Annotated in this window: 19 protein-coding genes; 1 reads left to right on the top strand and 18 read right to left on the bottom strand. The window is 63.0% G+C overall.

Features of this window, described 5'->3' with window-relative positions; translation table 11 throughout:
* Positions 1-136 precede the first annotated feature (136 nt).
* Positions 137-1,078 carry a LysR family transcriptional regulator gene (locus PZL22_RS28420; RefSeq protein WP_127702026.1) on the top strand — a complete coding sequence of 314 codons (942 nt, stop codon included), beginning with the start codon at positions 137-139 and terminating at the stop codon, positions 1,076-1,078.
* A gap of 16 nt (positions 1,079-1,094) precedes the next feature.
* On the opposite strand, the gene PZL22_RS28415 is transcribed toward PZL22_RS28420, so the two are convergent.
* The 18 genes from PZL22_RS28415 to PZL22_RS28330 all read right to left on the bottom strand — a co-directional run bounded on the left by PZL22_RS28415 (position 1,095) and on the right by PZL22_RS28330 (position 17,030).
* The gene (locus PZL22_RS28415) at positions 1,095-2,132 is read right to left on the bottom strand and encodes a DmpA family aminopeptidase (protein WP_127702025.1); all 1,038 of its coding nucleotides are present in this window, start codon (positions 2,130-2,132) and stop codon (positions 1,095-1,097) included.
* 50 nt (positions 2,133-2,182) lie between these two features.
* Positions 2,183-3,034 carry a D-amino-acid transaminase gene (locus tag PZL22_RS28410; RefSeq protein ID WP_013845141.1) on the bottom strand — a complete coding sequence of 284 codons (852 nt, stop codon included), beginning with the start codon at positions 3,032-3,034 and terminating at the stop codon, positions 2,183-2,185.
* A 257-nt stretch (positions 3,035-3,291) separates the two neighbouring features.
* Positions 3,292-3,987: a BA14K family protein gene (locus tag PZL22_RS28405; protein WP_014532115.1), complete on the bottom strand. Its 696-nt coding sequence runs from the start codon at positions 3,985-3,987 to the stop codon at positions 3,292-3,294.
* Positions 3,988-4,113: 126 nt separating this feature from the next.
* Positions 4,114-4,512 carry a RidA family protein gene (locus PZL22_RS28400; protein ID WP_003525348.1) on the bottom strand — a complete coding sequence of 133 codons (399 nt, stop codon included), beginning with the start codon at positions 4,510-4,512 and terminating at the stop codon, positions 4,114-4,116.
* A 304-nt stretch (positions 4,513-4,816) separates the two neighbouring features.
* Positions 4,817-5,149, bottom strand: a complete 333-nt coding sequence (locus PZL22_RS28395) for a putative antibiotic biosynthesis monooxygenase (RefSeq protein WP_127641176.1) — start codon at positions 5,147-5,149, stop codon at positions 4,817-4,819.
* A gap of 16 nt (positions 5,150-5,165) precedes the next feature.
* The gene (locus PZL22_RS28390) at positions 5,166-6,074 is read right to left on the bottom strand and encodes a 2-hydroxyacid dehydrogenase (protein ID WP_164833649.1); all 909 of its coding nucleotides are present in this window, start codon (positions 6,072-6,074) and stop codon (positions 5,166-5,168) included.
* Positions 6,075-6,136: 62 nt separating this feature from the next.
* Entirely contained in the window at positions 6,137-6,916 is a 780-nt protein-coding gene (locus PZL22_RS28385; RefSeq protein ID WP_127641177.1) for an amino acid ABC transporter ATP-binding protein, read from the bottom strand.
* A 15-nt stretch (positions 6,917-6,931) separates the two neighbouring features.
* A complete protein-coding gene (locus tag PZL22_RS28380; protein WP_041169943.1) occupies positions 6,932-7,729 on the bottom strand; it encodes a transporter substrate-binding domain-containing protein in 798 nt (265 codons plus the stop codon).
* Positions 7,730-7,776: 47 nt separating this feature from the next.
* Positions 7,777-8,433 carry an amino acid ABC transporter permease gene (locus PZL22_RS28375; RefSeq protein ID WP_010967040.1) on the bottom strand — a complete coding sequence of 219 codons (657 nt, stop codon included), beginning with the start codon at positions 8,431-8,433 and terminating at the stop codon, positions 7,777-7,779.
* A gap of 10 nt (positions 8,434-8,443) precedes the next feature.
* On the bottom strand, positions 8,444-9,112 hold the full coding sequence (locus tag PZL22_RS28370) for an amino acid ABC transporter permease (RefSeq protein WP_127641178.1): 669 nt from the start codon (positions 9,110-9,112) through the stop codon (positions 8,444-8,446).
* Positions 9,113-9,236: 124 nt separating this feature from the next.
* Positions 9,237-10,259, bottom strand: a complete 1,023-nt coding sequence (locus PZL22_RS28365) for a LacI family DNA-binding transcriptional regulator (RefSeq protein WP_127641179.1) — start codon at positions 10,257-10,259, stop codon at positions 9,237-9,239.
* A gap of 241 nt (positions 10,260-10,500) precedes the next feature.
* Entirely contained in the window at positions 10,501-11,388 is an 888-nt protein-coding gene (locus tag PZL22_RS28360; protein WP_010967037.1) for an aldose 1-epimerase, read from the bottom strand.
* Complete coding sequence (locus PZL22_RS28355) at positions 11,388-12,149, bottom strand: SDR family oxidoreductase (RefSeq protein ID WP_284718725.1); 762 nt, start codon at positions 12,147-12,149, stop codon at positions 11,388-11,390. The genes PZL22_RS28360 and PZL22_RS28355 overlap by 1 nt, the downstream gene beginning before the upstream one ends.
* A 7-nt stretch (positions 12,150-12,156) precedes the next feature.
* Positions 12,157-12,888 carry an ATP-binding cassette domain-containing protein gene (locus tag PZL22_RS28350; protein ID WP_014528188.1) on the bottom strand — a complete coding sequence of 244 codons (732 nt, stop codon included), beginning with the start codon at positions 12,886-12,888 and terminating at the stop codon, positions 12,157-12,159.
* Positions 12,885-13,868 carry an ABC transporter permease gene (locus PZL22_RS28345; RefSeq protein ID WP_127701662.1) on the bottom strand — a complete coding sequence of 328 codons (984 nt, stop codon included), beginning with the start codon at positions 13,866-13,868 and terminating at the stop codon, positions 12,885-12,887. Before PZL22_RS28345 ends, PZL22_RS28350 begins: the two co-directional genes overlap by 4 nt.
* 185 nt (positions 13,869-14,053) lie before the next feature.
* Positions 14,054-15,028, bottom strand: coding sequence for a sugar ABC transporter substrate-binding protein (locus PZL22_RS28340; RefSeq protein WP_127701661.1), 975 nt, complete (start codon positions 15,026-15,028; stop codon positions 14,054-14,056).
* 45 nt (positions 15,029-15,073) lie between these two features.
* A complete protein-coding gene (locus tag PZL22_RS28335; RefSeq protein WP_014532122.1) occupies positions 15,074-15,766 on the bottom strand; it encodes a GntR family transcriptional regulator in 693 nt (230 codons plus the stop codon).
* A 73-nt stretch (positions 15,767-15,839) separates the two neighbouring features.
* On the bottom strand, positions 15,840-17,030 hold the full coding sequence (locus PZL22_RS28330) for a mandelate racemase/muconate lactonizing enzyme family protein (protein ID WP_014532123.1): 1,191 nt from the start codon (positions 17,028-17,030) through the stop codon (positions 15,840-15,842).
* Between the last annotated feature and the right edge of the window lies 1 nt (position 17,031).

The following is a 17,031-nucleotide window of genomic DNA, read 5'->3' as shown; positions in this document are numbered from 1 at the left end:
TCCAGGCGCAAGGTGAAAGGTTGCAGTTGGCTTGGCCAATTCGCTTTTGGCACCAACCCATGCAGAAACGACATACCTATTTCGATTGAATGACTTATGATCGGCCGCAGCAGACGCGCAGCAAAGGGAAGCGGACATGGAGATCAAGTGGCTGGAGGATTTCGTGACGCTTGCCGACACGTCCAGCTTCTCGCGCGCGGCCGAGCTGCGCAACGTGACTCAACCTGTCTTCAGCCGCCGGATCAAGCAGTTGGAGAGTTGGCTGGGCGCAACGCTGATCAGCCGCGCGACCATGCCGGCCGAACTCACGCCTGCGGGGCGCAATTTCCTGCCGGTCGCACAGGAAGCGATCCGCACCTTCTATGCGGCGCGCGAAGTGCTGCGTCTCCCGCACGAGCCGGGCCTCATCCGCTTTGCCGCGCTGCATACGCTGACGGTCACCTTCTTCCCCCGCTGGCTGAAGACGCTGGAAGCGGCGGGTGGATCGTTCAGCACCTCGCTCATTCCGGACCGCGGCGGAATCGAAGCGAACCTCGACGCGCTCGTCGGCGATGAGGCGGATTTCTTCCTCACCTATGCGCATCCGGAAGTGCCGTTTCATCTCGATAGCGGGCAGTTTTCCTCGCTGACCGTAGCCCATGACCGACTGATTCCGCTGGTCGCGGCGGAGATCGTACTGTCCGGCGATCCGCAGCCCGGACTGAACCTCCTCGACCGCGCCATCGCGCAGCCGCGGCTCGCCATCCCCTATCTGAGCTACGGCTTCAATTCCTTCTTCGGGGTCGCCCTGTCGCGCCTGCTGCTGCGCCGCCCGCCCTTCCGGCGCCGTACGACGCACGAAAACACAATCAGCGCCGGCCTGATGAACATGGCGGTGACGGGTGCGGGCGTGTGCTGGCTGCCGGAGAGCCTGGCGCGCGAGGAAATCGACGCGCGCCGCCTCGTGCCTGCCTCTGCCGACGAGGGTTGGAACCTCGACCTCGAAATCCGCCTTTACCGCCACGCAGCGAGCCGCAACCGCAAGGTCGAGGAACTATGGGCGACGGCGCAGCGACTCCTGGAACCCGCACCGGCCTGATCAGACCTTCACTGGATCACGGGGACGGGTTCTCCATCAACCAGTCGGCAAGGCAGGGATAGATGCGGCCGTTGCGCGCCGGCATGGCGGGGGCCATGCAGAGCGCGTTCAGGACGGCCTCCTGCGTCGTATCAGCGGCGGCGCGGAAGGCGATGTCGATGTGGCCGTCGGCGAGCCGCTCCTGCGTGGTGAACGCTGTGGCAGGCTCATGTTCCACCGGGTCGGCGGTGGTGAAACAGAGGGCGACATCGCCGCTGCCATGGCCCCAGAATGCGCCGAGCCGGGCAAGGCCCGCGCCGGCACGCCGCGCGACCCGCTGCAACTGGCGATCTGCCAAGGGAAGATCGGTCGCCATGACGACGATGACGGAGCCGCGCTCGGGACCGGCCGGCACGCGCGGATCGGGCCGGCGCCCGTCCGGCAGGACGAGGTCCCCCGCCGCGCCGAAATTGGCAAGGACCAGCGTGCCGAGCGTGAAGTCGCGCTTGCCGACTCGCATGCGCCGCGAGGCCGTGCCGATGCCGGCCTTGAAGCCGAAGGCGGTCATGCCGGAGCCGGCGCCGACCGCACCCTGTTCCACCGGCCCCGTGCGCGCGGCGTCCAGCGCCGCCTCGGCGTCGGCGGGCGTTACCGCCAGCGCCTGAATGTCGTTTATGCTGCCGTCATTGCACTCGCAGACCAGTGCATTGACGGTCGAGGTCTTTCGCCCGATCGCCGGGTTAGCGGAGATGGCGCGGCGGACCAGCGCTTCGGTGCAGGCGGCAACGCCAAAGGTGTTGGTGAGCATGATCGGCGTCTCGATCGTGCCGAGTTCGGCCACCTGCATCAGCCCCGCCGACTTGCCGAAGCCGTTGATTACCTCCACCGCCGCCCGCGGCTTCACGCGGAACACGTCGCCTGCATGCGGGAGGATCGCCGTGACCCCGGTGAAGAGGCCCTCGCCGCGCAGCGACCGGTGGCCGACCGAAACGCCCGCGACGTCCGTAATGGCATTGCCCGGCCCCGGTTCCAGCCTGCCCTGCGGGATCAGCCCCAGTTCCCGTGCGGTCTTCATATCGCCCCTCCCTACATCGCTTTTCCGTTTCAGTGAAACAGTCGACGGATCTAGACCGGAACGCCAGCCGCTTCCAGGTAGAGGGCCTGGAGTTTTCGGGTCATCGGACCGGGCTTGCCGTTGCCGACCACCCGGTCGCCGATGCGCACGACGGGCATGACGAGGCTCGAGGCGGAGGTCTGGAACGCCTCCGCGGCGGCCTGCGCCTCGTTGGGCGTGAAGGCGCGCTCCTCGATCGCGAGATCTTCGGCGGCACAGAGCAGTGCGAGGGCGCGCTGCGTGCAGCCGGGCAGCGTCGCGCGCGACGCGGCGCGGGTAAGGATGCGCCCGTCACCGGTGATGACATGGGCCGTGGAGGATGCGCCCTCCGTCACCAGTCCGTTCTCCACCAGCCAGACATCGTCGAAACCGCGGGCGCGGGCCGCCTGCTTCGCCATGACCTGACCGAGCAGCATGGCGGTCTTGATGTCGCGACGGTGCCAGCGCGGATCGTCGGCGAGATCGACCGAGATGCCGTCCTGCTGGGCCTTCGTGCCGGTCAGCGTCTTCGCCTGCGTGAAGCCGACGAACCGCGGCGCCAGTGCGTCGGAATAGAGAAAGTCGCGATCCGCCTCGCCGCGCGAGACCTGCAGATAGATTGTGCCGTCCCGCAAGGCGTTGCGGGCGATCAATTCCGCCTGGACGCCGGCAATCTCCTTGCGCGAGAGGCCGAGCGGAATGGCGAGTTCCCTCAGCGAGCGTTCGAGACGGTCAAGATGCAGGTCGTTGTCGATCATCCGCCCGCCGATAACCGCCGTCACTTCGTAGACGGCATCGCCGAACAGGAAGCCGCGATCGAAAAGCCCTATGCGGGCCTCCTCTTCCGGTACGAATTGACCGTAGACATAGACGATCCTGCCCATCTGTTCCCCTTGCTGCGCGCGTTGCCCTACAGCGCCGCGCCCTCTTTCAGACGCGCAAAGGTCGCTGCAAAATCGTCAATTTGCCGCATGTTTCTTCTTTCATCGGATCCGATGAAACGAGACATGCAGTCGGAACATAGGAACGACTCGCCGCGGCTGACCAATTCAATTCGGGCAGCATCCTATGCAAAATTTGCCTGAGATTTTGTTTTCAATCGGTTGATGCCGTCTCCCGGCGCAATCGACCAGGCGCCTCGTTACCGGCACTGCCTGCGCGGGCCGCCGCGGTAAGGCTGGTAACTGTTGTCTTCGGGGCGGTAGGAGCGGTAGCGGCTGAAGCAATAGGCAACATGCTCCTGCGTCAGTCTGATTGCCTCGCCATCATCGGCCGAGTATTCCATCTGCGTCGAGGGGTCATCGGCATCTTCCGCATCGATACCGGGCGTTTCAGGCCAAAGATCCTCCGACGGCCCCCACGCCGCATCCATGTAGGGTGAGTTGCAGGTCCGCCGTCCGCCACTGAAAGATCTGTAGCTGTTGTCGAACGGACGATAGCTGCGATAGCGTTTTGCACACCATTCGGCATGAGCGGCGGGCACTGTCGACGCCGTCGGCTGCTCCTGCGCGGGCGGCGGTTGAGTTGAAGCGGTGGCCATCCTGTCCAAAGGCTCCGGAGAGCGTTCCTTTTCGGCCTCATTGGCCATTGCGGGCGTCTCAGGCTCTTTCGAAGCGTTGAGGTCGGACGGTGCGGGGCGGGCGGGCAGCCGCTCGAATTGCTGGGCCGCCCTGTCGACTGCTCGCGGCTGCTTGGTCCATATCTCTGACTGATTCACGTCCAGCTGCGGCTGGCGCGCAGGCTTGCCGGTTAGGAACAAGACTGCGACGACCGCCCCGCTCAGGAACAACGCGAGAGACAGGACGAACCCGCCAAATACCGCCAACGCCGTTTTCACCTAAGCCTCCTTCGTCCTTCCACGAAGAAATGCAAGGGCACGGTCTCAAGTTCCGACAATGCCTCAGAATGCTTGAGTGCTTTCGGGATAGGGGGCTGCGGGGCCGGTGTTCCGGTCGAAGAAATCCTATGCCGCCTCGGGAATGCGCGCGATGACCTTGATCTCGAAATCGAACCCGGCAAGCCAGTTTACGCCCAGCGCGGTCCAGTTGGGATAAGGTGGAGTGCCGAAGATCTGATTCTTGACGGCCATGATGGTTTCGAACTGGTTCTCGGGGTCGGTATGGAACGTGGTCACATCGACTATATCGTCGAAGGTGCAGCCGGCCGCATTCAGCGTCGCCCGTAGATTGTCGAAAGCCAATTGGACCTGGCGCCCGAAATCCGGTTCCGGAGTACCATCGGAACGGCTGCCGACCTGCCCGGAGACGAACAGGAGGTCGCCGGAGCGGATCGCGGCTGAATATCCGTGAGCTTCGTACAGGGCATGCCGATTTGCGGGAAAGATTGCGTCGCGTCGCGTCATCTGTTCATTCCTTTTCAACGTTTCTGCCGGCACCGGCTGATTGTGACATCAGCCCGGGATCGCGCCACCAGCTCTACATACGCAGCGTATGTGAACCAGCATCCGCAGCGCCTGTCAACTCACATATACGCTACGTATGTGAAACGCGGCGTGCCGCCGGAGTTGTTCGGATGAACTTGGAATATCAAATCGACGGCCTGCCACCCTGCGCAGACACTCGCCGCAATGTCACGAGCATGGCCTGTATCCATCGCCTAAAACTGGGCAGGTGCTACGTATTGGCGGCCTGGGGAGCAGCGCACATTCAAGCCGTCGATCGGGCGTCCAGCTCGAACACATGGTGGTGAATGTGCCCTTCGAACATCTCCAGCAGACCCTTCGTCAATTCACGGCTTTCGTAGCGCACGGGCGACGCCAGGGCCCGCGCCAAAGCCTCGCGGTCGTCATAGGTCGTGGAAAGGATCATCGCGAAGGCTGGTGCCCCCTCGTCCCGGTCGACAGCATGGAGCACCCGAACTTCCCTGACGCCTGGAAAGGCCCGCCACAGGGGCACCAGCGTCTCTTCGACGTATCCACGGAATGCCTGCTCCCGGCCAGGACGGATGGTTCCCTCGAACAGGGCCTGACGAACGATCATGATGTCTTTTCCCGCTTCAATTGACGGTGTTCGGCGCTTTTTCGCCGGCAAAGTGGGCGGCGAGATTTGCAAGCACGAGCTTTCCCATGGCCATGCGCGTCTCAACGGTCGCGCTGCCCTGATGCGGCATGAGCACCGTATTCGGCGTGGTATGGAATTCGCTTCGGATTGCGGGTTCGTTCACGAAGACATCGAGCCCGGCACCCGCGATCGTTCCGGACTTCAACGCTTCGATCAGGGCGTCCTCGTCGACGACGTTGCCACGCGCGACGTTTACCACGATACCCTCGGGACCGAGCGCCTGAAGAAGGGACGCGTCGACGATGTTCTGCGTCGCCGCACTCGCCGCCACGCAGACGGCCAGAACGTCGCTGTCGCGCGCGAGGTCGACCGGGCTCTGATGCGCGATCCAGTCGACGCCGGAAAGGGTGGACCGGTTCCAGTATCGCACCGACATGCCGAAGGCCTCCGCGCGCGACGCCAGTGCCCGCCCGATCTGACCGAGGCCGAGTACGCCGATCCGCTTTCCCTTCGGGCTATGGCCGAGCGGTAGTTGTTCGCCAGCGGCCCAGCGGCCTTCGCGCACCAGCCTGTCGCCATCGCCGACCCTCCGCAGGACGGCGAGCATGAGCGCGATACCGAGGTCAGCGACGTCGTCCGCGAGGACACCCGGCGTCGTCGTCACATCGATGTTGCGACGGCGCGCCCGGGCGAGATCCACCTTGTCCGTCCCGACCCCGTTGATTGCGATGATCCCCAGTGATGGAAGCTTCTCCATCCATTCATTGGAAAGGCCCGCGCCGCCGCCCGTGGCAACCGCGCGGATCGATGGGAGTGCCGCTTCGAGCGCCGGCCGATCGGCGGCCTGGTAAAGCCTGTGAACCGTATAATTCCGCTGCAGTTCGTCCATGACGAACGGCATCATCGGCTCTACGAGCAATAGATCTGGTTTCACGTTTCGAAACTCCAATTACCTGGATGTGGCCATCAGGAGATCTGGCCGAGGAAGAAGCGCGTGCGCTCGTGTTGCGGGGCGCCGAAGAAGGCATCGGGCGGCGCGATCTCCAGGATCTCGCCGCGGTCCATGAAGACGACACGATCGGCGACGCTTCGTGCGAAGCCCATCTCATGCGTGACGCAAAGCATGGTCATGCCTTCGTTGGCGAGATCCACCATCGTGTCCAGGACCTCCTTGACCATTTCCGGATCGAGGGCCGAGGTCGGTTCGTCGAAGAGCATGATCTTGGGGTTCATGCACAGTGCCCGCGCGATCGCGACGCGCTGCTGCTGCCCGCCCGAAAGCTGCGCCGGATATTTCACCGCCTGCTCGGGGATGCGCACCCGTTTGAGATATTTCATCGCCGTCTCTTCGGCCTCTGCCTTGGCGAGTCCCCGAACCTTCATGGGAGCCAGCGTGCAGTTCTCCAGCACCGTCATGTGCGGGAAAAGGTTGAACTGCTGGAAGACCATGCCGGTCTCCTGCCGGACCAGATCGACGTTCCGCCCGCCGGCGGTCAGGTGGTGGCCGTCCACGACGATCCTGCCCGAATGAATGGTCTCGAGCTGGTTGATGCACCTGATCAACGTCGACTTGCCGGAACCCGATGGTCCACAGATGACGATCCGTTCGCCGCGGCCGACCGTCAAATCGATGTTCTTGAGCGCGTGAAAGGCGTCATACCACTTGTTTACGCCCTCCATGCGGACGGCCGGGTCCAAAGCCTCGCGCGAATCCGGGGGCGAGGCGTGTTCGCGTTCCGTGTTCATCGCGAGGGCTCCATTCTATTTCGCTTCAGTGACGAATTCCGGCAGCGGAGAACCGAGCCACTTCTCGTGGATGGCATTGAGCTGTCCGTCCGCCTTGACCTTGTCGAGGAAGCCGTTGACGAACTTCAACATCTCGCTCGATCCCTTGCGAACGGCGATACCCTGAACCTGCTGGCTCAGCTGAAGCTTCTGATTGAACCGCCCAGGGGCGGCGGCTTCGATCTGGGCGGCGACGACATTGGAAACGCCGATCAGCTCGACCTGTCCGGAAAGGAGCGCTTGCACCGCACTGGCGTCGTCGTCGAAGCGTTGAATGTTGGCGTCCTGCGGGGCAATCTTTGTGGTCGCGGTGTCCTGCGTGCTGGCGCGGGCGACGCCGATCGTCTTGCCGGCCAGATCTTCAGGCTTTGTGACGGCCAGGTCCGCGGCGCCGAACACGCCGATCGAGATACCTGCGTAAGGCTGCGAGAAATCGACGTTCTTGGCGCGCTCCTCGGTGATGCCTAGCGAGGCGACCAGCAGATCCACCTGATTGCTCTGCAGGTAGGGTATGCGGTTAGGCCCCGTCACCGGCACGATCGTCACTTCGACTCCGAGCTCCTTGGCAAGCAGCTTTGCAACATCGGCATCGTAACCATCCGGCTGGTTGTTCGCGTCCATGATCCCGAACGGCGGAAAGTCGACCAGCATGCCGACCTTCACCGTACCGGCCGATTTGATCGTCTCTACCGTCTGCGCTGCTGCGGGCGCCACCAGGCCCGCGACAATCGCAGCGCCGAGGACAGATATTGCTATGCGTCTAGAGATATTCATTAGCCCTTCCCTTCTCATATGCCGGCCCTCCCGCCGGCGGAGGCCCGTCAACGTGCCGTTGCCCGGGAAAAACGTGTTTCCATTCGGCGTGCGATCAGCGACAGCGGCCAGCAAAGCAGAAAATAGACGGCGGCGACGGTACCGAACACCAGGAACGGACTGAACGTCGCATTGTTGATGATCTGCCCTTGCCGGGTCAGCTCGGTAAAGCCGATGATCGATGCGAGCGAGGTGCCCTTTATGAGCTGCACCAGGAAACCGACGGTGGGTGCGACGGCGATACGGGCCGCCTGAGGCAGGATCACATGACGCATCGACCGGAAATAGCGCAGGCCGAGCGCAGTCGCCGCCTCGCGCTGTCCCTTCGGCACGGCCTCGATGCAGCCGCGCCAGATCTCGCCCAGGAAGGCGCTGGCGTGGAGCGCGAGCGCAATGGTCGCGGCAATCCAGGGATTGATCGCAAAGCCGAAGATGTTCATGCCGAAGAATACCAGAAAGAGCTGCATCAGAAGCGGCGTCCCCTGGAAGACGCGGATGAAGCCCGTGGCGAAAAGGCGCAGCGCTCGCGTCTCGGAGACGCGCATCAATGCGACCAGCAGTCCGCCGACGCTGCCGCCGGCAAAGGCGATCGCGGAAAGGGCGATCGTCCACTGTGCCGCGGCGACGATGACGAGAAACTCGTTCCAGCCGAAGGCTCTGATCATGACAGTGCTCCTAACGGCCGAGGGGATATTTGAAGGCCGCTTTCTCGAGCGCGTAAAACAGCGCGGAGAAACCGACCGACAGGGCAAGATAGATCAGAGTGACTGCGATATAGACCTCGAAGCTCGCAAAGGTGGCGGACTGGAGGTCGTTGCCGGCAGCAGCCAGGTCATCCGCTGAGATGACCGACACGACGCTGGTATTCAGCATCAGGTATATGAACTGACTGGTGAGCGCGGGATAGACGGTACGCAAGGCGGGCTTCATGACGACATAGCGGAAAATCTGGGGCCTCGACAGCCCAAGCGCCCAGCCGGCCTCTACCTGCCCCTTATGAATGGATTCGATCCCGGCGCGGATGATCTCCGTACCGTAGGCGCCGAAATTGACGACAAGCGCCAGCAGCGCCGCGCTGTTCGGCGAAAGCCTCAGGCCAAGCGAAGGCATGCCGAAGAAGATGAAGAATATCTGCACCAGGAAAGGCGTGTTTCGGATGATCTCGATATAGCCATCGATTACGTGACGCAGGATCGCCGGTCCTGCCGTCTTTCCCCAGGCGCAGAAGACTGAAACGACGAGGCCGATCAACATGGCTGCACATGACAGGCGAACCGTCAGCCAGGCGCCGACCAGCAACTGGTCGACAGACGCGAGTACAGGCGCGAAGTTGAACTCGTACATGCCGGGACCTCCTCCCACACTACCGGCGCCGCATGCCGCGCTTCCCGCGATCTGCGTCAGTTAGATCGATCTAAAATGTTTCCTGACATGCGTCAACCGCAAATGACGGCAGGAACGGGCGCGATCAGGCGGGCCGGCCGCAGGACTGCCGAACGCTCAGCGTCGTATCGTTCACCACGCGCCGCGGCGGCAAATCCGGATTGGCGATGCGCTCGACAAGGAGCCGCGCCGCCATTTCGCCGATCGCGGTGGGGCCGGTCGAGACCGAGGTCAGTCGCGGCCGGATGGCCTCGGCGTCAGCCACGTCGTCGAAGCCGATCAGCGAGAGATCGCGTCCGATTGTGAGCCCGCAATCGTGAAGTCCTGCTGCAAGGCCGAGAGCGACAAGATGATTGAAGCAGATCACGGCAGTTGGCTGTGTAGCCTTTGCGAACAGAAGGTGGGTCGAGTCGGCGATTTCTCCGAGCTGTGGCGGCAAATGGATCAGGATCTCGGGATCGAACGCCTTTGCCAGCATGGCGTCACGGAAGCCGTCCACGCGCTCGCGATAGGCAGAATGAAACGGGCCGTGTACGGCAAAGGCAATCTTCTCATGACCGAGCGAAGCGAGATAATCCACCGCCTGACGCATGCCGCCGGCATAGTCCACGCCGACATAGTCCATATCGACGGAAATGTGGCGCAATACCTGGACGACGGGCATACCCCACGCGGCTAACTGCTCGGACAGGTCAGGTTCGGTGCCCGCGGCGGGGCAAAGAACGACCCCGTCCACCCCATGTTCGCGCATGCGCTGGAGCAGCATCGACTGCCGCTCCACCCTCTCCCCGCTATTGGCGAGAATGACCACCTTGCCGGTGGCTCCGATAGCCTCCTCGATACCTGAAAGGAGTTCCGCGAAGAATGGATTGGTGAGATTCGGCACGATTGCGCCGATGATCTGGCTGCGTTCGACGCGCAGACGGGCTGCGCCGATGTTGTAGACATAGCCCAAATCCCGCATCGCCTGCTCGACGCGAGCGCGCGTCTCACTGCCGACCAGCGGGCTCTTGCGAAGAACAAGGGAAGCGGTCGCACGGGAAACGCTGGCGTGTCGCGCAACGTCGAGAAGCGTAACGCGAGACTTCTTTCGTTCTTGGGAGGACATTGACTACCGATCGGAACAGAATGCGTGGAGGGATTATAGTCGACGGTCAATCGCTAGAGCAATTCCAGGAAAAGTGCGCACCGATTTTCCGCACAGCAGCAAACAGGAGTTAAAGCAGGAAAAGCGGAAATTCTCTGCTCTCTCCGCGATCAGAACACTTCAACCTTGCGGCTGCAGCATCTGAGCTCACCGGGCATTCTGCAACTGGCGCTGCGCCGGGAACCCGTGGCTGACGACATGCTCAGCCAAAGTCTGCGGCGACACGGGCAGAGACGGCCAGCGATTCATCCGGTTCGAGAATCTTGAGCCCGTGGGCTTCGGCCTTGCCGGGCAGATTGAACGCATCGACAGGGTGCGTTACCGGCTCGAAGCAGAAGAAATCTGCAGCCGCAGCGGGCGAGAAGACGACGTACTGGCGGAGCCCCTCGCTCGCATCCACGTCCACCGCGAGCCCCCGACTCGGCCAGTGGATGCGCGCCTTGCCGTCCCAGCCGTCGAACCAGTTGTTGATCCAGCGCGCCGGCAATGGCTTCGGCCTGTTGAAATCCAAATCCGCTTGTGCGGCTATGGCATCATGGGCCTTTGGCAGGTGATCGGATTGCTCGAGCCAAACGCCGCGGGCCGGCGCGTGCAGCGTCGTATCCGGCTCGCGCACGAACCAGGGATGAAAACCCGCGCCATAGGGCAGACGGATCCTGGCGCGGTTGACAAGGCTCAGCTCCATGAGCAGGCCGGCGCCCTGTAGGCGGTAGGACATCGTCGCATCGTAGCGGAAAGGCCCTGGTCCCTCGGCGGATAGGGTGAGCGTGAGCAGATCCGCGCTCAGGGAGGCGACGTCCCAGGCGGCCGAAAAGCCGTTCCCGTGGATCGGGTATAGCTCCGTTTCCACGTTCCGCGGCAGGGCATGAAAGGTTCCGTCAAACGTGAACCCGCCGCCGGAAACACGCCCGGAAAAAGGAACAAGCAGAATGTTCGAAAGCGCGAAGGGATGCGCGGTCGACGGATCGACCCTTCGGAAGATCGCTTGCCAGACGCCATCGTGCAGCACGTCGAATGCCGTCAGCCCGGCGCCAAGGTCGGGCCGCGCGAGGAGGCGGGCCTCGCCGTTGGAGAGCTCGATCGCCGGCATCACCAGCCGCCGTCGATCGCGATGTTCTGGCCGGAAATCATGTCGGAGGCCGGCGAGACGAGGAAGTGGACCAGGTCGGCGACGTCCGAGGGCTGGATGCGCGCCTTCAGCGACTGGTTTTCGACGATCCAATCATTGTATTGTTGCAGGCGGTCGGCAAAGACCCGCTCTTCCGCCTCCGAAACCACCGCGCCCGGCGACACCGCGTTGACGCGCACGCCGTGGGGGCCGAGTTCCCGCGCAAGCGCCTTCGTCAGCCCCAGCATCGCGCCCTTGGACGCTACATAGGGCACATAGCCGTCCCAGCGGCCGTTCAACGTGAGGGAGCAAAAGTTCACGATCTTGCCGTAGCGCTTCTGCTTCATCCCGGGCGTTACGGCTCGGGCAAGCGCGAAAGCCGCCGACGAGTTGACGCGGACCTGGTCTTCGTATTCCTCCAGCGAAAATTCCTCGAAAGGCTTGTTGATGATGAGCGCCGCATTGTTGATGAGAATGTCGATGCCGCCATGCTCGCTGGAAAGCGTAGCTGCGCGCTTTTCCGCCGAAGCTAGGTTATTCAGGTCTTCGCCGACATAGATCGCCATGGTTTCGTGAGCCGCGGCGAGGCTCGCCGCGAAGCCCTCCCCGGCTTCCGCGCCCGGGCGATCCAGCAGCAGCAGCAGCAAACCGGCGCCGGCGCGCCCCAGCCGCTCGGCCTGGGCGCGGCCGAGCGTGCCGAGCGCGCCGGTAATGAGGATGGTCTTTCCGGAAAGCTCTGTCATCGTTACCTCACAGAAGCGCGTGAACCTCGTCTATCGAAGTGTCCGCGGTCGGTTTATCGAACACGATCTCGCCGCGGGCCATTGCGACGATGCGGTCGCAGGATTGGAAGACGTGCTGCATGTTGTGGGAGATGAAGATTCCGGTCAGGCCCTGCGCCTTCAAGCCGCGCACGAAGCCGATCACCTTGTCGGTCTCCTTGACCGAAAGATGGTTTGTCGGCTCGTCCAGGATCAGCACCTTCGACTTGAAGTGCATGGCGCGCGCGATCGCAACGCCCTGCCGCTGGCCGCCCGAAAGCTCTCCGACCAGCGCATCCGGCGAGCGCAGATGCAGGTCGACATCGGCGATGGCCTGGATGCTTTCGACACGCATGCGCTTCTGGTCCATGATGCCGACGCCGAAGACCGACCATTTCATCGGCTCGCGGCCGATGAAGAGATTGCGGGCGATCGACATGGTCGGAACCATGGAATTGTACTGATAGATCGTCTCCAGCCCGTAGCGCATCGCATCCTTTGGGCTGCGAAGAGCTACCTTGCGGCCTTCGATCAGAACGTCGCCGGAATCCTGATGGTGGACGCCCGAGAGAATCTTGATGAGCGTCGACTTGCCGGCGCCGTTGTCGCCGACCAGGCCGACGGTCTCGCCGGGGTGGATCGTGAGATCGACATTCTTCAGCGCATGCACGCCGCTATACCATTTCTGAAGGTTGCGGCATTCGATGATCGGTGTGGTCATTTGTGCGCCTCCACCTTGATCTTGCGGGACATCTTGCCCATCCAGGCATTGGCGATGACGGCAAACATGGTCAGAACCCCGATCGCGAACTTGAACCAGTTGGCATCGACACGGGAAAGGACAAGGCCGTTGTCGATCGTGCGGATCAGAAGCGCGCCGATGATGGCGCCGAAGACCGTGCCGATCCCTCCTGCGAGCGCCGTACCGCCGATGACGGCCGCGGCGACCGCCTGCAATTCCAGCCCTTCGCCGATCGACGGCAGCGGCGAGCCGAGACGCAGCACCTGAAGCAGGCCTGCAAAGCCCGCCAGTACGGAGCAAAGCATGAAGCAGACGATCTTCACGCGCTTGACCGGAATGCCCATCGAGGCGGCGGCCTCGTTAAAGCCGCCGGTCGCCCGAATCCAGTTGCCGAAGTTGGTGAGCGACAGCAGCGCCGCCACGAGTGCGGCAATGACGACGAACCAGAGGAAGGACATGCGGAACGGCGAGCCCTGCCAGATGTAGTCCGTGAAGAGCCAGGTCGGCAGGTCGGGCGGCAGAAGCGGCGGGAAACCGCCTGATATGACGATGGTCAGCGAACGCGCGATGAAGAGCATCCCCAGAGTCGTGATGAAGCTCGGTATCGAGAATTGCAGCGTCACGTAACCATTGATGAAACCGATCGCCCCGCAGATCATGAGACCGAGCAGCACCGCGACGGGGAAGGGCACGCCGGAATTCAATAGCACCGCCATCGACATGGGCATCAGCGCAAAGACGGACCCGACCGACAGGTCGAATTCGCCGCAGATCATCAGGAGCGTCACGCCGATGGCGACGAGCGCCATTTCCGGCAGAAGGCCCATCACGCCACGCATGTTCTCGAAGGAAAGAAGAATGCCGTTCGACTTCGCCTGGAAGACGAGGACGAGGACGAACAGCAGTGCAAGGCCGGCTAGCTCGGGCTTGTCGAGATAGATTTTCAGAAACCGCTTCATGGGCTGTCATTCATGGTTCGGCGTCGTGCCTGCCGGATCACGGCGATCCCAGGTCGGGTGCCTGAGATCGTCAACGTGATCGAATCCGGAGAGCCGGAGCGGGATGCGGACGGAAAGCCGCGCATCCCGCTCCAGTCTCGAAGTCGCTCGGGCAAGACGCCTGTTTGCTTATGGGGAGCGCCGGGTTAGCGCAGACCCTGCTTCGCCAGTTCGAGGATCGTCGGCACGTCGTTCGGAGTGACGATGCCCTGCCCCGTATCGACGTCGGAGGGTGTCAGGCCCGCGGTTTTCCAGAGATAGGCCTGCATGACCGGGATGAAGCCCTGCATGTAGGGTTGCTGGTCGACCTGCACCTGAACATAGCCGGCCTCCATCTGCTGCAGCACCTCGGGCACGAGGTCGAAACCGCCGAGCAGGACCTTGCCGGGCTCGATGCCGCGGTCCTTCAGAACCTTGGCGACACCGGCATGCCAGTAGCCGGTATCGAAATAGGCGGTCGTGTCCGGGTTGGCATTGAGATAGGCGCCGATACGGTCGGCGGTCAGCGCGAGGTCGGTCGCCGAATCGATGCGGGTGATGTTCACCTCGCGGTCGGAATGCTCGGCCTTGTACTCCTCCAGAAATTTCGTGACGCCGCCGGCGCGCTGCTCGGACCAGGTCTGGCCCGGCGCGTTGACGCCGACCAGCAGGTTGAGCGGGCCGTCCTTCGGGAAGTTTTCCGACTGGGCCTTGGCGAGCGAGTAACCGGCCGCGGTGAAGCCCTGGCCGATGAAGGCCTTACGGGCGTTGCCCTTGGCGCCTTCGCTGTCGTCGACATTGACGGCGAGCACCAGAATGCCGGCGTCGACGGCTTCCTTGATCACGTTGTCATAGGCATTGTTGTCGACGATCGCGACGAAGATCGCGTCCGGCCTCGAGGCGATCGCCGCCTGCAGATTGGCGACGGCCTGCTCAACCGCGCCTTCCGTCTGCGTGAGGATCAACTGGCACGAGGCCCCGACCTTTTCGCAGGCGTCGTCATAGCCCTTCTTGACCGCCTGCCAGAATGTGTTCGAGGCCGACGAGTGGCTGATGAAGGCGATGCTGAGACCTTCCGCGCTGGCGGCTGGAGCCATCAGCGTCAGCCCGAGGGCCGTTCCTGCTATCAATTTCCTGATCATGATGCGTTACCTCCCGTTGAACATCGATCATATTGCGGCGGCCGGTTACCCGGTGCCGTCGAAGAATTCCTCCCGCGATCGCGCGATCTCGGGCAGTGATTTCAAAATCTCGCGCAGATGCATGCGCAGCGCCTGCTCGGCCCCGCCGACATCACGTGCCGCGATCGCGTCTACGATGCGCTCGTGCTGTTCGATCAGACGGCCGATCTGCAGGTCGTCGACGCTCAGGAACCGGACGCGGTCCATCTGCGCCTTGACGCTTTCGATGACGCTCCAGGCATAGGCGCGGCCGGCGGCCGTTGCGAGCGTGTGGTGGAAGAGTTCGTCCAGTCGCAGGAATGCAGCGCGATCGTCATGCGGCACCTGCTTCTGGCGAGCGATCTGTTCGCGCAGTTCGTCGACGATCGCCGCCGGATGCTCGCCGGCGACCTGGCGCACGATGTCGGCCTCGATCGCCTCGCGCACGAAGCGCACGTCCATGACCGATGCCGTCGAAATTCGCGTCACATAGGTGCCGCGTTGGGGCAGCACCTGTACCAGCCCCTCCTCTGCCAGCTTGATGAAGGCTTCGCGAACCGGTTGGCGGCTGATCGATAGGCTTCTTGCTATCTCCGCTTCGGAGATACGCGCGCCGGGCACCAGCTCCGCCTGGATGATCTGCTCGCGCAGGATGCGATAGACCTGCGGACCGACAGCCTCGATCGCGGACAGAACGCGCTGCGGTTTGATGTTCTGCATTCAGCCCCCCTTCCAAGCTCCCGGCGGCTATTGGCCTACTACCATACAAGTCAGTCGAACTTCAATCCTCGATCTAGGAACTGCGCCGCGACACCTCGAATTTCCGGTCGAGATCGGGAGCGAGATCGACCCCGTGCCCCGCCCCCGGCGGGATGGTGATCATGCCGTTCGTCACAGTGGGCAACTGCGTCGTAAGGTCGGCGTACCAGGTCTTGTAATAGGCACGCACGCTTTCCTGGACGAGAGCGTTCGGCGCGTTGAGCGAAAGGTGCGTCGACGCGGCGAGCACCACCGGTCCGGTGCAATCATGCGGCGCGACCGGCAGGTGCCAGGCTTCCGCCATGGTGGAGATCTTCTTTGCCTCGGAAATCCCGCCGCACCAGGAGAGATCGAGCATTACGACCCCGGCCGCATCCGTTTCCATGAGGTCGCGGAAGGCCCATCGCGTCGCGAGCGTTTCCGACGCGCAGAGCGGCGCGCGGCTTGCCGCCGCGTAGCGCTTCAGACTGGAAAGCGAGTCCATCTTGATCGGGTCTTCGTGCCAGAAGGTGGCATAGGGTTCGAGTGCTCGGGCGATCTGGATGGCGGGCGTCAGTTGCCACATGGAGTGGAACTCGACCATGATGTCGATGCGGTCGCCGACGCGCTTTCGGATCTTCTCGAAGGGCTCCAGCGCCTTGCGCAGGTCCGGTCCGGAAATATACTGACCGCCGCTCTTCTCCGCGGCGATATCGAACGGCCAGATCTTCATGGCCGTGATGCCCTCCGACAGGAGGTCCTCGGCGAGTTCGTCCGCCCGTTCCAGAAATCCGTTCAGGTCGTCATAGTCGCGCCGCGGGCCGCCGATGCCGTAATTTGCCGTCTGCTGGCCCTTGGCGTCGCGCATATAGGTGTTGCCGGCGCAGGTGTTGTAAGTGCGGATCTCGCGGCGCGAGAAGCCGCCGAGAAGCTGGGCGATCGGCAGGTTCGTCGCCTTGCCGAAAAGGTCCCAGAGGCCGATGTCCACCGCCGAATTGCCCCGCATCTCGGCCCCGGTCGACCGGAAGCCGAGATAGCCCGTCAGATCCTTCGAGATGCGGTCGATCTCCAGCGGGTCGCGCCCGACGAGTTTCGGGGCCACCACCTCATGGATGTAGGTCTCCACGGTCTGCGCCATGAAGAAAGTCTCGCCAAGTCCGACAAGCCCCTCGTCCGTGTGGATGCGGACCCAGAGAATATTGGGAAAGTCGCGGACGCGGACCGTTTCTAATTCCGTGATCTTCATG

It is taken from the genome of Ensifer meliloti (assembly GCF_030064585.1).
In the GTDB taxonomy this organism is placed as follows: Bacteria; Pseudomonadota; Alphaproteobacteria; order Rhizobiales; family Rhizobiaceae; genus Sinorhizobium; species Sinorhizobium meliloti.
The sequence above is the reverse complement of the archived record's forward strand: the minus strand, read 5'-3'. Positions and strand labels throughout refer to the sequence as shown.

What these genes read in the sequence shown, in the direction of transcription:
- PZL22_RS28420 (WP_127702026.1), top strand. Translation starts at nt 137, where the DNA reads ATGGAGATCAAGTGGCTGGAGGATTTCGTGACGCTTGCCGACACGTCC.
- PZL22_RS28415 (WP_127702025.1), bottom strand. Translation starts at nt 2,132, where the DNA reads ATGAAGACCGCACGGGAACTGGGGCTGATCCCGCAGGGCAGGCTGGAA.
- PZL22_RS28410 (WP_013845141.1), bottom strand. Translation starts at nt 3,034, where the DNA reads ATGGGCAGGATCGTCTATGTCTACGGTCAATTCGTACCGGAAGAGGAG.
- PZL22_RS28400 (WP_003525348.1), bottom strand. Translation starts at nt 4,512, where the DNA reads ATGACGCGACGCGACGCAATCTTTCCCGCAAATCGGCATGCCCTGTAC.
- PZL22_RS28395 (WP_127641176.1), bottom strand. Translation starts at nt 5,149, where the DNA reads ATGATCGTTCGTCAGGCCCTGTTCGAGGGAACCATCCGTCCTGGCCGG.
- PZL22_RS28390 (WP_164833649.1), bottom strand. Translation starts at nt 6,074, where the DNA reads ATGATGCCGTTCGTCATGGACGAACTGCAGCGGAATTATACGGTTCAC.
- PZL22_RS28385 (WP_127641177.1), bottom strand. Translation starts at nt 6,916, where the DNA reads ATGAACACGGAACGCGAACACGCCTCGCCCCCGGATTCGCGCGAGGCT.
- PZL22_RS28380 (WP_041169943.1), bottom strand. Translation starts at nt 7,729, where the DNA reads ATGAATATCTCTAGACGCATAGCAATATCTGTCCTCGGCGCTGCGATT.
- PZL22_RS28375 (WP_010967040.1), bottom strand. Translation starts at nt 8,433, where the DNA reads ATGATCAGAGCCTTCGGCTGGAACGAGTTTCTCGTCATCGTCGCCGCG.
- PZL22_RS28370 (WP_127641178.1), bottom strand. Translation starts at nt 9,112, where the DNA reads ATGTACGAGTTCAACTTCGCGCCTGTACTCGCGTCTGTCGACCAGTTG.
- PZL22_RS28365 (WP_127641179.1), bottom strand. Translation starts at nt 10,259, where the DNA reads ATGTCCTCCCAAGAACGAAAGAAGTCTCGCGTTACGCTTCTCGACGTT.
- PZL22_RS28360 (WP_010967037.1), bottom strand. Translation starts at nt 11,388, where the DNA reads ATGCCGGCGATCGAGCTCTCCAACGGCGAGGCCCGCCTCCTCGCGCGG.
- PZL22_RS28355 (WP_284718725.1), bottom strand. Translation starts at nt 12,149, where the DNA reads ATGACAGAGCTTTCCGGAAAGACCATCCTCATTACCGGCGCGCTCGGC.
- PZL22_RS28350 (WP_014528188.1), bottom strand. Translation starts at nt 12,888, where the DNA reads ATGACCACACCGATCATCGAATGCCGCAACCTTCAGAAATGGTATAGC.
- PZL22_RS28345 (WP_127701662.1), bottom strand. Translation starts at nt 13,868, where the DNA reads ATGAAGCGGTTTCTGAAAATCTATCTCGACAAGCCCGAGCTAGCCGGC.
- PZL22_RS28340 (WP_127701661.1), bottom strand. Translation starts at nt 15,028, where the DNA reads ATGATCAGGAAATTGATAGCAGGAACGGCCCTCGGGCTGACGCTGATG.
- PZL22_RS28335 (WP_014532122.1), bottom strand. Translation starts at nt 15,766, where the DNA reads ATGCAGAACATCAAACCGCAGCGCGTTCTGTCCGCGATCGAGGCTGTC.
- PZL22_RS28330 (WP_014532123.1), bottom strand. Translation starts at nt 17,030, where the DNA reads ATGAAGATCACGGAATTAGAAACGGTCCGCGTCCGCGACTTTCCCAAT.